General features: G+C 53.4%; 14 protein-coding genes. 4 read left to right on the forward strand and 10 right to left on the reverse strand.

All coding sequences use genetic code 11. From position 1 onward, the window contains the following. Window positions 1–123: 123 nt before the first annotated feature. The gene (locus FGQ86_RS13600; protein ID WP_033126718.1) at window positions 124–603 is read right to left on the reverse strand and encodes a pyridoxamine 5'-phosphate oxidase family protein; all 480 of its coding nucleotides are present in this window, start codon (window positions 601–603) and stop codon (window positions 124–126) included. Between the two features lie 193 nt (window positions 604–796). Here FGQ86_RS13600 and FGQ86_RS13605 point away from each other — a divergent pair, with 193 nt between their 5' ends. Together FGQ86_RS13605 and FGQ86_RS13610 are read left to right on the forward strand one after the other, a co-directional pair. Beyond that, window positions 797–1,471: a J domain-containing protein gene (locus tag FGQ86_RS13605; protein ID WP_033126719.1), complete on the forward strand. Its 675-nt coding sequence runs from the start codon at window positions 797–799 to the stop codon at window positions 1,469–1,471. Between the two features lie 16 nt (window positions 1,472–1,487). Further along, complete coding sequence (locus FGQ86_RS13610; RefSeq protein WP_052084115.1) at window positions 1,488–2,171, forward strand: NUDIX hydrolase; 684 nt, start codon at window positions 1,488–1,490, stop codon at window positions 2,169–2,171. A gap of 98 nt (window positions 2,172–2,269) precedes the next feature. Here the strand turns inward: FGQ86_RS13610 and FGQ86_RS13615 are convergent, their stop codons facing one another. Further along, complete coding sequence (locus FGQ86_RS13615) at window positions 2,270–3,145, reverse strand: putative ABC transporter permease (RefSeq protein WP_138304684.1); 876 nt, start codon at window positions 3,143–3,145, stop codon at window positions 2,270–2,272. A 166-nt stretch (window positions 3,146–3,311) separates the two neighbouring features. On the opposite strand from FGQ86_RS13615, the gene FGQ86_RS13620 reads away from it, so the two are divergent. Both FGQ86_RS13620 and feoB read left to right on the forward strand, forming a co-directional pair. Further along, window positions 3,312–3,554, forward strand: a complete 243-nt coding sequence (locus FGQ86_RS13620) for a FeoA family protein (protein ID WP_033126721.1) — start codon at window positions 3,312–3,314, stop codon at window positions 3,552–3,554. Further along, window positions 3,538–5,580 (forward strand): ferrous iron transport protein B, encoded by a 2,043-nt coding sequence (gene feoB, locus FGQ86_RS13625; protein WP_138304687.1) that lies wholly within the window; start codon window positions 3,538–3,540, stop codon window positions 5,578–5,580. Before FGQ86_RS13620 ends, feoB begins: the two co-directional genes overlap by 17 nt. A 24-nt stretch (window positions 5,581–5,604) precedes the next feature. Here the strand turns inward: feoB and FGQ86_RS13630 are convergent, their stop codons facing one another. The 8 genes from FGQ86_RS13630 to FGQ86_RS13660 form a co-directional block, all read right to left on the reverse strand. Next, a complete protein-coding gene (locus tag FGQ86_RS13630; protein ID WP_138304690.1) occupies window positions 5,605–6,972 on the reverse strand; it encodes an aldehyde dehydrogenase in 1,368 nt (455 codons plus the stop codon). A gap of 11 nt (window positions 6,973–6,983) precedes the next feature. Then, window positions 6,984–8,186: an iron-containing alcohol dehydrogenase gene (locus FGQ86_RS13635; protein ID WP_138304692.1), complete on the reverse strand. Its 1,203-nt coding sequence runs from the start codon at window positions 8,184–8,186 to the stop codon at window positions 6,984–6,986. Between the two features lie 172 nt (window positions 8,187–8,358). Continuing rightward, on the reverse strand, window positions 8,359–9,189 hold the full coding sequence (locus tag FGQ86_RS13640) for a CehA/McbA family metallohydrolase (RefSeq protein WP_033126725.1): 831 nt from the start codon (window positions 9,187–9,189) through the stop codon (window positions 8,359–8,361). Window positions 9,190–9,310: 121 nt separating this feature from the next. Continuing rightward, a complete protein-coding gene (locus tag FGQ86_RS16285; protein WP_156111855.1) occupies window positions 9,311–9,487 on the reverse strand; it encodes a hypothetical protein in 177 nt (58 codons plus the stop codon). A 64-nt stretch (window positions 9,488–9,551) separates the two neighbouring features. Next, window positions 9,552–10,343 (reverse strand): TMEM198/TM7SF3 family protein, encoded by a 792-nt coding sequence (locus FGQ86_RS13645; protein WP_138304695.1) that lies wholly within the window; start codon window positions 10,341–10,343, stop codon window positions 9,552–9,554. A gap of 785 nt (window positions 10,344–11,128) precedes the next feature. Continuing rightward, window positions 11,129–11,644 (reverse strand): DUF6465 family protein, encoded by a 516-nt coding sequence (locus tag FGQ86_RS13650; protein ID WP_033126726.1) that lies wholly within the window; start codon window positions 11,642–11,644, stop codon window positions 11,129–11,131. A 194-nt stretch (window positions 11,645–11,838) separates the two neighbouring features. Continuing rightward, window positions 11,839–12,519: a TIGR00266 family protein gene (locus tag FGQ86_RS13655; RefSeq protein WP_052084120.1), complete on the reverse strand. Its 681-nt coding sequence runs from the start codon at window positions 12,517–12,519 to the stop codon at window positions 11,839–11,841. 130 nt (window positions 12,520–12,649) lie between these two features. Beyond that, window positions 12,650–14,161, reverse strand: a complete 1,512-nt coding sequence (locus FGQ86_RS13660) for a malonate decarboxylase subunit alpha (protein WP_033126728.1) — start codon at window positions 14,159–14,161, stop codon at window positions 12,650–12,652. Window positions 14,162–14,172: the final 11 nt, after the last annotated feature.

A 14,172-nucleotide genomic window follows, 5' to 3' on the forward strand; every position in this document is an offset into this window, starting at 1 on the left:
CGTCTAATTGCCATGCCCGCTTTTCAGCGGGTTTTCTTTTTCTCAAATTTCCTCAATCATGCATTTTCCTATAAAGTAAAAAAGACATCCCCACAGGGATGTCTCTGTTCTCACTCTGTCGTCCTAGTTGGTGCCGTCGTGGTACTTGCAGGCGTACTCATCAAGCTCCACCTTCAGCACCTCCACAGCGCCCACCCACTTCTCGTCAAAATTGTCAAAATCCTTTCCGGTCTGGTGTCTCATCAGCTTCTTCAGCCCCTCCAGCTTCTCCTCATAGGTCTTCAGGACCTGCACCTTCCCGGTGCCGATGAGGCTGGCATAGTAATAGCTGTGGCTGCAGGGCAGCTCCGCCTCCATCAGCCCGTGCCGGCAGTCCAGTTCCACGCACACCTCCGGCTCCTCCCTAAACGCCTCGATCTTGCGGCCCACCTTCGCGCTGTGAAGATAGAAGGTGAGCTTTTCACCCTCCTGCTCATAGCCGAAATTCATGGGCACTACATAGATCTTTCCCTGGCTGCTCATACCGACCCGGCACACCATGCACTCCCTGAGCACCCCGGCAATCTCACCCACATCCGTCATCTGTCTCTTTGGCCTTCTCATAGCTTTCTCGTCCTTTCTCCTCTTGTGTCGCTCATTTGGCAGCTTACGCCCCGTCGGACGCTCACGCATTTACAGTCAGTTTACCACTCTTTCCTCTGAACAACAAGCTTGACTTTCCGGTTGATTTCCCGGCCCCGCTGAAGTATTATAATAGGTGGGAGTTTATAAACTGAATGAATAAGGGGAGATGTATATGAAAGATTGTACCTACTATGATCTTCTTGGCGTTTCTATGGATGCAGATGAAAAAGAGATTGCAGACGCCAAGAATTTTTTAGTGAAAAAAATGCATCCGGACGAAAATATAAACAGTACCTTTGACACCACATCCTACATCCAGAACGTGCTGACCGCCTACCGGATCCTGAGTAATCCGGACAGCCGCAGAGTCTACGACCGCAGGATACGCAATCCTATCCGCCGGGAGACCCAGGCTGAGCGGGCGAGGGAGAAGGAGGCCCGCCACACTGGCCCTCTCTCCCCCAACTTCGCACCCTACTGGGAGGCCGCCAACAAGCTGAACGGCCTGGTCAGCGAGAGCGCCGTTCTGCTGAAGCCCAAAAAATTCAGCCGGCAGGAGCCGGACGCGGAGAGGCTGGCCGCCATCGCCGAGGAGGCCCACCCCCACATCCTGGTGCTAAAGGACGGAGAGATCCCCCGCAGATACTGGTTCTCCCACGCTATGAACTGGCTTTTGTTCCAGTGGAGCCAGAACCGGGATCTACCCTACGCACTGCTCTACTCCATGTACGACAGCTACCTGGAGCAGTGCAAATCCGCGCTGGAGAAGAAAAAAATCACCAGCCAGAACGCACTGTTCTTAAACAACCTGGACAAGCTGATCTCCTACAGACAGCTTCAATCCTGACAGGAGGCGCATGATAATGGAACCACTTCTAGACAAAAACGGACTGACGGAGGAAGAATTTCTGGCACGGTACCGGCCCGGCGACTATCCCCGGCCGTCCATGACAGTGGACATGCTCATCTTCGCCGCCCCGGGGCTTTCCTCCTGCCGCACAGGCAGTGAGGGGAGCGCATCCCCGGATCGACTGCACTATCTAACTGACGGATCGCTGAAGCTCCTCATGGTCAGCCGGGGCGGGCATCCCTTCCTCGGCTGCCGCGCTCTTCCGGGAGGCTTTGTGGGGCCCAGCGAGACAGTCATGGAGGCGGCCAGAAGGGAGCTTTGGGAGGAGACCCACGTGGAGGGCATACCCCTGCGGCAGCTCTACACCTTTTCAAAGCCCGGGAGAGATCCCCGCACCTGGGTCATGAGCTGCGCCCATCTGGCGGTCCTGGACACAGACCAGATTCCGGTAAAAGCGGGAGATGATGCCAGCGATGCCAGATGGTTCACCGTTTTCCTGACGCGCCGGGAGGAAATCCGGCCGGGGCTGCTTCACTACGAACTCCGTCTGGAGGGAGGCGGTCAGGTCCTCTCCTCCTCCCTGGAATGTCCCCTCCTCTTTGATGAGGACTCCTGTCTTGCGAAGAACAGCCGGGGACTGGCCTTTGACCACGGCGCCATCATCCTGTGCGGCCTGAAAGAATTGTTTCACATTTGATGATTTCGTAATATCTGTTTGCAAAAAGGGCATTTCTGATCCTCTGTGTGATCGGAAATGCCCTTTTTCTGTTTGAAATACCTTTTTTCTATCCTGCCCTATCTTTTTCTCGTCACTTCCTCCAGCTTCCTCTTCAGTTCCTCCAGCAGCTCCTTGTGCCTTCTGGACTCCATCCTGGGGAAGGCCTTCACAAGGCGTCGGCTGGCCTGAAGGGTCGCACCGGTCAGCTCCGCGTATCGCTGTCTGAGCATATCGTACCGCTCCCTCGTCTCCTCAGAGAGAAGGTCCAGGCGCTCCTTCGCCTCCCCGGAAATGGCGTCAAGCCGCTCTTTTCTGGCCTGAGCCATGTTCTCCAGCACCTCCGCCCTCTCCATGGCATCCATGACATTTTCGTGGATATTGGCTCCCATCCTGTCCGAGATCTCGCGGAGCTCCGCGCCGATCCGCTCCAGCATATCCAGGCGCCTGTTCAGCTTCAGTATGCCCGCTGTCGTCACGGCCAGGTCAGCCGCGAGGCCTGCCGTCAGGACACAGATCAGGGCAAGGCCCGCGGCCTCTGGCAGGAGCCCCACCAGCCTTTCAATGACGGGGTGGACGCCCTTTACGATCACCAGGCAGGCGGCTCCCCAGGCAATGGAGAAGGGCAGACACACATACCCGCCGATATTGAAGGGAAGACCTGTGTAGTCCCACCACTTGTGATGAAATATCTTATCCATGATAAATCCCGTCATGCCCTCGATCAGAGTCACCAGCACGAAGGAGGACAGATAAAGAAGCAGCAGGCTGTCCTGGAAACCGTCCAGCAGCGTCACCACCGCGGACACGCCCACCCCGTATATGGGGCACCAGGGGCCGCCTAGAAATCCCCGGTTGACAAACCGCCTCTCCTTCACCGTGGCGTAAGCCACCTCTGTGCACCACCCGAGAAAGCTGTATAGAAAAAAATAAAGCAGCAGTCTGTATATCTGCATATGAAACTCCTTTCACAAAGCCCCCTCTTCCGCCGGCCTCATCAGAAAAAAACAGAAGGCCGCGGGGAGCGTGACAGCAAGATTATACTTCACATTGTCAGTACAGTCAAATAATGCTATAATCATACACTAGAAGATAATTTTTCTCAATAAAGGAGACTTACAAATGACACTGAAACAAGGGGAAAATAACAACACATACCAGGTATGTGGAATACGCACTGAAAAAAAGCTGGAGCGCCGTCTGGAGGCTCTGGGGCTAACGGAAGGAGCTCTGATCACCATTTTAAACAATGACAAGAAGGGCTCCCTGACAGCAAAATTCCGGGGCACCCGCTTTGCCCTCGGCCGGCAGATCGCCGACAATATCGATGTGAAGGAGGTGGCGGAAAATGGCAGACTCAATTAATGTGGCCTTCATAGGCAACCCCAACTGCGGCAAGACCACCCTCTTCAACGCCTTCACCGGCGCCAACCTGAAGGTGGCCAACTGGCCCGGCGTCACAGTGGAGAAGAAGGAGGGGCACGCAACCTACGAGGGGCAGGATTTCCGCCTTATCGACCTCCCCGGCATCTACAGTCTCACCTCCTACACCATGGAGGAGACTGTGTCCAGGGAGTGCATCCTGAGCGACGAGGTGGATGTCATTGTGGATGTGGTGGATGCCTCCTGCCTGGAGAGAAACCTCTATCTGACTCTCCAGCTCATCGAGCTGGGCAAGCCCGTCGTACTGGCTCTGAACATGATGGACATTGTGGAGGAGCGGGGCATGGAGATCGACCTGCACCGCCTCCCGGAGATGCTGGGCATCCCGGCCATCCCGGTCTCCGCGAGAAAAAAAACAGGGCTGTCCATCCTGCTTCACGCGGTGGCGCATCACAAGGACCATGCCAAGCAGAGTCCCTTTATCCACCATCACCACGGAGAGCACTCCTCCCACAGACACAACCATCATCAGGAGTACGCCATGGTGTACGAGGATTACATAGAGGATAAGATCGACCAGATCATGGACAGATTGAACGCCTCCTATCCGGACATGGACAACAAGCGGTGGCATGCCATCAAATATCTGGAGAGGGATCAAAATGTCAACGACCAGTACCCCATTGATCTAACGGATGTCATCGACCGGGACTACGAAAAGGATATCATTAATCAGAAGTACAATTTTATCGAGGAGATTATTCAGGAGGTTCTTGTCAACAAATCGAAAAACGAGGCGCGCACAGACCATATTGACAGATACCTCACCAGCAGATGGCTGGGGCTTCCCATCTTCCTCGCCATCATGGCCCTTGTATTCTTCCTCACCTTCACAGTGGGAGACTTCCTGAAGGGCTACTTTGAGATCGGGCTGGACGCCTTCTCCAGAGTCGCTTCAGACAGTCTAGCCGCTGTGGGGACAGGCCCCATGGTCACCTCACTGATCGTGGACGGGATCATCTCCGGCGTGGGCGGTATCCTGACCTTCCTGCCCAACATTTTCATCCTGTTCCTGGCCCTGGCTTTTCTGGAGGACAGCGGGTATATGTCCCGGGTAGCCTTTGTCATGGACGATATCATGAGCCATCTGGGTCTCTCAGGGCGGGCTTTCATCCCCCTTCTCCTGGGGTTTGGATGCTCGGTTCCTGCTGTTATGGCCTCGAGAGCTCTGGAACACAGAAAGGACCGGCTGAAGACGATCCTGATCACTCCTTTTATGTCCTGCAGCGCACGGCTTCCCATCTACGTGCTGTTCTCCTCCATGTTCTTCGGGAAGAACGCCATGCTGGTGTGCTACTCCATGTACCTGCTGGGCATACTGGTAGCCATCACCTCCGCATTCGTCATCTCCAAATTTGACGGGAGCAAGGCCGAGCACGCACTTCTCATCGAGCTGCCGGAGTACAAATCTCCCAACGCCCGGACAATCGCCATCTATGTATGGGAGAAAATCAAGGATTACCTGACCAAGGCGGGAACCGTCATCTTCCTGGCCTCCGTCATCATGTGGGCGCTCCTGAATTTCGGTCCCTCCGGTTATGTGACAGATATAGGCACCAGCTTCGGCGCATATGTGGGAAAGGCGGTTGTGCCGCTGTTTACCCCCCTTGGACTTGGCTACTGGCAGATTGTGGTGGCGCTGATCGCGGGCATCGCCCAGAAAGAGGTGGTGGTCTCCAGCTGCAGCGTGCTTTTTGGCATCCAGAACATCACCACATCCCACGGCATGACCGCCATGGCCTCCACACTTGGGTCTATGGGCTTTGGCCCGGTAAACGCGTACGCCCTGATGGTCTTCTGTCTTCTCTATGTGCCCTGCACGGCTACTATTGCAACGATCCGCAGAGAGACAGAAAGCAGGCGTCTCACCGCCTGCTTCGTGTGTTTCCAATTTGTAGTGGCCTGGGTGATGAGCTTCCTCATCTACCACATCGGCCTGCTGCTGTAGCCCGGAGCGGGCGCAGCCGGCCTATCACTGGATCTTCTTGAGAAGATCCAGTTTTTTCTTAAATGGGGCATATCTGACCGGTATGTCGATGAGACAGGACTTCTTCATAATGCTCTTCCTGTGGGTAAACGTATCAAAGCTGTCCTTCCCGTGGTAACCGCCCATGCCGCTGTCCCCCACGCCGCCAAAGGGCATGTAGGAGGTGGCCAGGTGCACCACCGTGTCATTGATGCAGCCTCCGCCGTAGGAGACGTGCTTCAGCACATAGGCCTCTCTCTCCTTTTTCTTTGTAAACAGGTAGAGGGCAAGGGGCCTTGGCCTTGCGCTGACCTGTTCCGCCACCTCCTTCAGATCAAAGAAGGTCATGACCGGCAGCACCGGCCCGAATATCTCCTCCTGCATGACCGGATGCTCCCATGTAACCTGGTCCAGGATGGTGGGCTCGATCTGCAGGGTATCCTGTCTGCTCCCGCCTCCACACACCACGTGGGCATCCCGGATCAGGCCCAGCACTCTGTCAAAGTGCTTTCTGTTAATCATCTTCGGGTACTCCTCGTTTCTGCAGGGATCATTTCCATACATCCTGCGTATCTGCTTTGCCATCTGCTTAAGCAGCTTCTCCTTCACATTTTTGTGGACGAAAATGTAGTCAGGGGCCACGCAGGTCTGGCCGCAGTTCAGGAATTTTCCCCAGACGATCCGCTTCGCAGCCAGGGAGATATCCGCCGTCTCATCCACGATGCAGGGACTCTTGCCGCCCAGCTCCAGGCTGACAGGAGTCAGGTGAGCGGAGGCCTTCTCCATCACGTAGCGCCCCACGTTCACGCTGCCCGTAAAGAAAATATAGTCAAACCGTTCGTTCAGGAGAGCCTCGTTTTCTTTCCTTCCCCCTTCAATCACGCTGACATACTTCTCCGGAAACAGCTCTCTGATCATCCGCCCGATGAGCGCCGAGGTGGCGGCGGAGTAGGCGGAGGGCTTCACAACCGCGCAGTTGCCGGCACAGATAGCTCCCACGAGAGGGGCAATGGTGAGCTGGAAGGGATAATTCCAGGGCGACATGATCAGCACCACTCCGTAGGGCTCCGGGTAGATAAAGGACCTGGAGGGGAACTGGGTGATGGGAGTTGGCACCCTCTTCGGCCTCGCCCAGCTCCTGAGGTGCTTCAGTGTATATCGTATCTCCTCCTTGACAATCCCGATCTCCGTGGCGTAGGCCTCAAAGGGAGACTTGTGGAGATCCTGCTTCAGGGCCTCCATGATGTCCTCCTCATTCTGATCGATCCACTTCGCCATACGCTCAAGCTGCCGCAGCCGGAAAGCCACATTCTTTGTCTCGCCGGCGCGGAAATACTCTCTTTGCTTCTGCATCATTTCTTTATACTCTGCCATCTTTTCTCCTCCTACGCGCGTATCTGATAATAGATTTCCTTCAGCTGATCCTTCTTCATAATTTTGGGAACCGGGTACAGGGGATTGGCCTCCTTTGACGCCCTCTTTGCCAGCATATCAATATCGTCCTCCCGGATGCCCTCCAGCTTATCCGGAATTCCCATCCGCCTGTTCATGGCCCTGATCTCAGCGATAAACGCATTCGCCTTCTCCTGGTCGCTGTCCAGCTCCTGTCCGATCTTCACGATGTCCGCCAGCTCAGCCAGAGACATGTACACGGAGCTGCCGTAGTCCTCCAGCACATAGGGAAGAATCACTGCGTTTGCAAGGCCGTGAGGAATACCGTACTCCCCGCCCAGGCTGTGGGCAATGGCGTGGACGTAGCCCACATAGGCCCTTGTAAACGCGGCGCCGGCCAGGAAAGAGGCCTTCTGCATGTTCTCCCTGGCCTCCATATCTGATCCGTCCCTGTAGGCCCGCTCCAGATTTTTGAAGATCAGCTTCACAGCCGTCACACTGTCCTCTATGGTCTGGGCTGTGTTGCTCTTTCCTATGTATGCCTCCACCGCGTGGGTCAGGGCGTCCATACCGGTGGTCGCCGTGATAAAGGGCGGCAGCCCCTCTGTCAGGACCGGATCCAGAACCGCATATTTGGGGATCAGCACAAAGTCGTTGAGGGCGTATTTCTCATGGGTCCTCTCATCCGTCAGCACCGCCGCCAGGGTGGTCTCGCTTCCTGTCCCGGCCGTGGTGGGCACGGCGATGAGCAGAGGGATAGGCTTCAGGATCTTCAACTCCCCTCTCATGGAGGAAATCTTTTTGTGATGCCTTGCCACTCTCGCTCCCACTCCCTTCGCACAGTCCATAGGGGAGCCGCCTCCGAAGGCAATGAGGGCGTGACAGCCGTGCTCCCTGTAGAGCTGCAGAGCCTCCTCCACATTGGCGATAGTTGGATTTGCCGTGGTCTTGTCGTACACCACGCACTCGATCCCCTCCTCCCGGATCCATTCCAGAAGCTGGTTGTGAAGTCCCAGGGCTGCGATTCCCGGGTCTGTCACCAGCATCACGTTCTTAATTCCCTTATGCCGCAGCATATCGGGAAGCTTTTTCAGGCTGTCCCTGCCTGTGATCATCTTCGGCTTGCGCCAGAAGGGAACAATATCCATAAAAAACTTCATCACCCTCTGAAACAGCCTGCACCATAAAACATACATCTTCTCTTTCTCCTTTGTCCTCTCTCTTCTCCGCCGTCCGGCCCGGCCGCAGTCACTCCCGGACACCGGCCGTCCCAGGCATACATAGTACAGGGACAGGCTTTTTTGCAGCCTGCCCCTTCTTTTTTGTCAGCTGTGCCCTGTCGGTCACTGACCTTTGCCCCGCCGCTTCCTATCTCTTCTTGATCTCGTCCAGATAGGGAATTTCGATGGGATCAATGGGATCTACCGGATTTTCAATCCTGCCCTTCTGCTTTCTCTTCCTCTTTCTCAGAAGAGCGCCTCCCTTGTTGTAAAACCAGAAGGAGTAGGGCAGGATCTTGTTCATTTTTCCCAGCTTCTCCTTCGTCGTCTTGCCGTACAGGGTACCTCCCGCCTCAATAGCCGCCTTCTCCCTTATCAGGGTGATCAGCTCTGTCTCACAGGTCACCCGCTGGGGCAGGATCGTATAACCCTTTCCCACACACTCGATCTTGTGGGAGTCGCTGCCGCCGATGCCCACCTTCTGATACTTCTCGGCCAGCCTGGCAGCCCTGACATTGGACTCCTCCGGCTCGCAGGAATTAAACACCTCGATGAAATCAAACCGCTTGATCGTCTCAGGCGATTTAAAATATTTCTTTGTGTTTGTAAAACTCAGATATTTCTCTCCGCAGGGGTGGGCGGGTCCCAGTATGCCGCCATGCCGGTGCACAAAGTCGATCAGCATCTGCACAGGCATCCCCTTCAGCTCCAGAAGGCGCATCTTCACGCCCTCGGGCATAATGCAGATGATATGTCCCGCGTCACAGGTATCGTACTCGATCCCCTTCAGCACGACAAAATCCTCATGGGCCTTCCCCTTCAGCTCATATTTCCAGTGCCTGTACCCCTTGTACGTGTCATGATCTGTAATGAGCATCCCGTCAAAGCCTTCCTGCTTCAGCTTTGTAATATAGTCATCCAAGCTTACCTTACTGTCAAGTGACCCTTCTTTTACATGACAATGCATATCCAGTTTCATCAGTAAGCCTCCTTTGCACTTTAATATGTCCCTTTGACATGATTTTATTATAGCACAACGGAGTGAAAAAACCAATGCGCTGTCCGGCTCTCCTGACCTGTTCTCCGCCTTGTCCCCTGCCTTAATGCTCCTGTGACAGTCCTTTGCTGGAACCGTAGATCATTGCCAGACCCAGAAGGCAGATCCACATATATGCGGTCCCGTCCATCCTGCACTCTGTAAAGCCAAAGATCAGTGCTGCTCCCGCCGCCAATACAAAGCCGGCTCCCATCAATAAAATTCTGCTTATCCTGTACATAAAAGAACACCTCTCTTCCTATGAGTATACCATAGCAGATGAGGTGTCCTATAAATCAGACTTATTATTTTTCTTCCGTTTTTTCCTCCGGTTCTCCTTCAGCCTCCAGGTCTGTCTCCAGGTCTGTCTCTAGGTCTGTCTCCAGGTCCGCCGGATCATCCTCCAGCAGCATCCTTGCTTTCTCCACTTCCGTCTCCACCGACTTCTCCTCTTTCACAGACTCGGAATAGCGTTTTTCCTTCTTGCCCACTTCTCTGGACTTCATCATAAACTGCACGACTATGCCCAGGATGGCAAGAACTGCACATATCCCGTATGTAAGGAGGATATTCAGGTCAAGTCCCGGAAGCGCCGACACTGCCAGGCCAGCCACAATGCCTCCCCCTACGGAAGAGAGCACGATAATGATGGGATCCATCAGAATGGCTGTGATCACCGCGATCACCAGTCCCACGCCCAGACAGATCAGATGGAAGGGCACCGTGCCCGGCGCCAAAAACCATTCCAGCACACCCGCCGTGAGAACCCATATAAAGAGAAATCCTCCCACTCTCCTGAGGATTGCTCCAAGGCAGGCAAACAGAACTGCCCCCACGGCCGACGCAGCCAGGACAGCCGTCCCCTGCAGGCCGAACACCAAAGCCAGGGCCGCTCCCGCCACAGCTCCGATGCAGATACCCGTTATGGCCGCCAGTACGCGGATCAGCTTTAATCCAAAGAAACAGATGACAAGTCCCAGAACAACAGCAGCCACAGCGGGAACTATACTTTCCTGCATGATCTCCTGCACACTCTGTGCGACCTGCGCCGTCTCCCCATCGGCCAGTTGATTCATCATCGACATCAATTCGTCCATAACCTTCTCCTTTGTCCCTGTATTAATTATTCAGCAGTATTATAGCATCTTTTTCTTTCTCTGTTAAGTCTATATTTTTCTTCCCGTGCCGCACACAGCAGAAGACAGTAGAGACGGGCATCAATTTCAAACTAAACTGACACCCGTCTCTACTTTACTGTTTCAATCATTTTTCTTCCTTTCCCTACACATGTAGTAAAAAATGATCTTCTTTTTATACTGATCACTTTCAATTTCATCGTATGACTTTTACCTGTCTGCTATATTATTCCTGATACTAAAACCTTAATTCCCGAATATTTTCATATCCCTGTTAAAATTCTTTCTCAGTACTCTGGCTTTCAAGTATCAGCCTTTTTGGACTTCCTTCAACAATGATCAGTATAGATAGTTTAATTTTTTGGCGGTCCGTACCTCCTTTTCTTAAACTATTGACTCTGAATTCCGGCTTCTGTCTATAAATCTTTTTTAGAATATGAATACTTATTATCCAACTGTAATAAGCTAATTGTCATATTCCTTTTAACTTATAGATATCATCCGTCTTTCAAAGCTAAAATAATAAACCTATAAAAAACTTCTTATATTCTGTTTTTTATCTCGTTTATTATTTTGTGACTTTATATTACCACTCATTTTCATATTTGTCAATATTTATTTTAAATAAATTTTACTTATCTTTTAATTTATTTTTATTTTAGAAATATTCCGACTTTTTTCGCGACAAAAAAAGAGGGCGCAGCACCTTTCTGCTCCACGCCCTCTGTCTGTTATGTTTTATGCTCCTAGTAAGCAACAGAACCTGTATCTGTTCCGTTCACCACATAGTAAACCGCGCCCTCCTCAGGCTTTACATAGAGATCGATGGACTTGATGTCTCCCACCTTTTTGCCGGAAGCCTTTGTCCAGCTCTTCTTTACAGCGGCAATCATATCCTTCTCTTCCACTTCTCTTCCCATGTACTGAACATAGGTCTTTACCTTGATCTCCTTTTTAGCTGCAGGCTTCTTTGCTGCCGGAGCCTTCTTCTGCGCTGTCTTTTTTTCTGCTGTCTTTGCTTCGTCAGCCTTCTTTGCCGCTGCGGCTGTAGTCTTTGCCGGCGCGGCAGCCTTCTTCGCTGTCTCCTCTTTGGCAGTTGTCTCTTTGGCAGCCTCTGTCTTAACAGCTTCCTTCTTTGCAGCCTCTTTTGTATCAGCAGCTGCCGCAGCCTTCTGTGCCGCCGCAGTCACAACATTGGTTGATGCCTTGCTTACTGTCTTCTGTGCACCAACTTTTGTTTCTGCTGTCTTTTTTGTAGCCATTTCAATTCCTCCTAGATCTTACTGCTTACAATATTTTTCTCTTTATGCCGTTCCTTTTTTAAGTCGTCAATATTATATCACACTCTCCGGAAAATGCAATCTCTCCTGACTACTGCTGTGAAAACTGCCCAATTTTCAGATTATTCGACATCCGGCGTTAGTATTTCTGCCTATAAAAATCCTGCGTTTTTTTGCTATTTTGCGGTTGTTATGTAATTGCGGAGCACGGCTGCCACATTGCTGATGGGCATAGTCTGAAGCCAGATGCGCCCCGGTCCGGTAATGATCGTGTTAAAAAATCCTTCTCCTCCAAAGAGCATATTTTTCACGCCCGGAACGCTCTTGATCTCCATGTTGCAGCTGGCGGTCATGCCGGCGAGATGCCCTGTATCCACCACGATCTGCTGTCCTGCCTGGAGCTCGTACTCTATCACATGCCCGTCAAATTCCGCGAAAACTGTTCCGTTCCCGCTGAATTTCTGCATGATAAAGCCCTCGCCTCCAAAGAGTCCGGCTCCAATCTTCTTATTGAAGAAAATGGACATATTTACCCCTGCCTCGCCTGCCAGGAAAGCGCTTTTCTGGAAGATCATCTCGTTGCCGGGCGTAATCTCAAAGGCGCGGATAGATCCGGGAAAACTGGAGGCAAAGGCGATCATGCCGGGGCCTCCCATGGCCGTATAGTTGTTCTGGAACATGGACTCACCGGAGAACATCCGGCCAAAGGCCTTGCCTACACCGCCGTTGGTGGACGTCTCCATCTTCATGTTGGGGGACATCCAGGCCATGCCGCCGCCCTCTGTGATCATCGTCTCTCCGCCCTCCAGCTCGCAGATAACTACGGGAAGAGTCTCTCCCTGAATTTGATATCTCATGTTTTTTCCTCCTCGCTGATAAAGTATTCTGATTTCAGGATACTATCACGCACTCTGTTCTGTCAATATTATTGTGCTCTTTTGCGCGGCCCTTCTGTCCGCTCAGCCGCCCCTGGGGAAAAGGATGCTCTCAGCTCTCCACGTCAAAGGGGAGGCGGTCAAGGATATCTCTTTGCACATCCACACCCGGGTAGGCCTCTATGAGCTTCAGCCCCTTGGGCGTCAGCCGGAACACACAGCGCTCCGTCACATACAAAACCTTCTGTCCATTGGCAATGGCCCGGCTTGCCGAGAAGCTGACGCTTTTTACCTTTTCCACAAACTTGGGGATGGTCCCCTCTCTCTCAATCGTGACTGTTCCCTTTTTCTGGGAGACCTCCAGCCCTTTTGTGTTGAATGTGAGACAGAACACCACGGTGGGCGTTTTAGCTGTGATATTGGCAAATCCCCCGATGCCCGCGAAGGCTCCCGTTCCCCGGTGAGCATTGACATTCCCCTGCCTGTCCACCTCCAGGGCGCCCATGAAGCAGATGTCCAGTCCTCCGTTGTCATACAGGTCAAACTGGTTGGCCATGTCGTACACGGAAGCCGCCCCGATCATAGCCCCAAACACCTCCCCTGAGACAGGGAAGCCGCCGATGCCTCCGGACTCGACTGTGAGCGTCACCATATCCAGCATGCCGTTTTTGCGGGCGTGTCTGGACACCATCTCCGGGATGCCGATCCCTATATTCACGATGTCATCCACCCGCAGTTCCTTGGCGGCTCTCCTCCCGATGATATTTCCGGCCGCGCTGTTGCTGCGCTGCCTGGAGGAGACATTGTCAATCTTCTCATTCCAGGCGTTCCACTCCGAGTAAGGGATTTCAAAGCTTCCTGTAAGTGCGGAGTAGGCCTCGTTCCTCTCTTCCAGCTCAGCCACCACGATGGCGTCCACCAGACAACCGGGGATGATGGCGTTCCTTGGCCGCGAGGGAGTGTCCACCAGCCGGTCCACCTGGACGATCACCCTGCCGTGGTTAGCCTTCACCGCCTGGCAGATGGACAGAGCGTCACCGGACATGAACATATCGTCAAAGGAAATATTGCCCTTCCTGTCGGCGGCAGTGCCCTTTATGAGAGCCACCGTGATCTTCGGAAGTTTGTAGTAGAGGAACTCCTCCCCGTCCACCTCCACGTATTTTACAAGGGAGTCATCGATAGAGAGCCTGTTGATGCCCGGCCCCTCTTTTCTCGGATCCACAAAAATATCAAGCCCTACCTTGGAGAGAGCCCCCGGCAGCCCTCCCGCCTGCGCGCGGATGGCGTGGGAGATACATCCAAGAGGCAGGTTGTAGGCCTCGAACCTGTCCTCCAGCACCAGCTTCTTGGTGCTTGGCATAGCGCCGAAATGTCCGCAGATCAGTCGGTCCACAGCCCCCTCCCGTATGTACCCTTCCGCGTTTCTGTTTTCGTCCCAGACGCCAAACCCCGCGCTGGAGATAATGGTCAGATGGCTGGGAGACTGCATCCTCTGGTACCGCTTATACAGCGCCTCGTGGAGCTCCACCGGGTTCTCGATCCCCACAAACGAGTTGACGCAGATACAGTCTCCGTCCCGGATCAGACGGATTGCCTCGTCAGCGCTCATCACTTCATACATAGCTCACATCC

It is taken from the genome of Clostridium sp. BSD2780061688st1 H5 (assembly GCF_005845155.1).
Lineage (GTDB): Bacteria > Bacillota > Clostridia > Lachnospirales > Lachnospiraceae > Claveliimonas > Claveliimonas intestinigallinarum.

Excerpts from the sequence above, each read along its gene's own strand:
- FGQ86_RS13660 (WP_033126728.1), bottom strand. The coding sequence starts at position 14,161 with ATGTATGAAGTGATGAGCGCTGACGAGGCAATCCGTCTGATCCGGGAC.
- FGQ86_RS16285 (WP_156111855.1), bottom strand. The coding sequence starts at position 9,487 with ATGTACAGGATAAGCAGAATTTTATTGATGGGAGCCGGCTTTGTATTG.
- FGQ86_RS13620 (WP_033126721.1), top strand. The coding sequence starts at position 3,312 with ATGACACTGAAACAAGGGGAAAATAACAACACATACCAGGTATGTGGA.
- FGQ86_RS13650 (WP_033126726.1), bottom strand. The coding sequence starts at position 11,644 with ATGGCTACAAAAAAGACAGCAGAAACAAAAGTTGGTGCACAGAAGACA.
- FGQ86_RS13600 (WP_033126718.1), bottom strand. The coding sequence starts at position 603 with ATGAGAAGGCCAAAGAGACAGATGACGGATGTGGGTGAGATTGCCGGG.
- FGQ86_RS13635 (WP_138304692.1), bottom strand. The coding sequence starts at position 8,186 with ATGTATGTTTTATGGTGCAGGCTGTTTCAGAGGGTGATGAAGTTTTTT.
- FGQ86_RS13630 (WP_138304690.1), bottom strand. The coding sequence starts at position 6,972 with ATGGCAGAGTATAAAGAAATGATGCAGAAGCAAAGAGAGTATTTCCGC.
- FGQ86_RS13605 (WP_033126719.1), top strand. The coding sequence starts at position 797 with ATGAAAGATTGTACCTACTATGATCTTCTTGGCGTTTCTATGGATGCA.
- FGQ86_RS13645 (WP_138304695.1), bottom strand. The coding sequence starts at position 10,343 with ATGGACGAATTGATGTCGATGATGAATCAACTGGCCGATGGGGAGACG.
- FGQ86_RS13610 (WP_052084115.1), top strand. The coding sequence starts at position 1,488 with ATGGAACCACTTCTAGACAAAAACGGACTGACGGAGGAAGAATTTCTG.
- feoB (WP_138304687.1), top strand. The coding sequence starts at position 3,538 with ATGGCAGACTCAATTAATGTGGCCTTCATAGGCAACCCCAACTGCGGC.
- FGQ86_RS13615 (WP_138304684.1), bottom strand. The coding sequence starts at position 3,145 with ATGCAGATATACAGACTGCTGCTTTATTTTTTTCTATACAGCTTTCTC.
- FGQ86_RS13640 (WP_033126725.1), bottom strand. The coding sequence starts at position 9,189 with ATGAAACTGGATATGCATTGTCATGTAAAAGAAGGGTCACTTGACAGT.
- FGQ86_RS13655 (WP_052084120.1), bottom strand. The coding sequence starts at position 12,519 with ATGAGATATCAAATTCAGGGAGAGACTCTTCCCGTAGTTATCTGCGAG.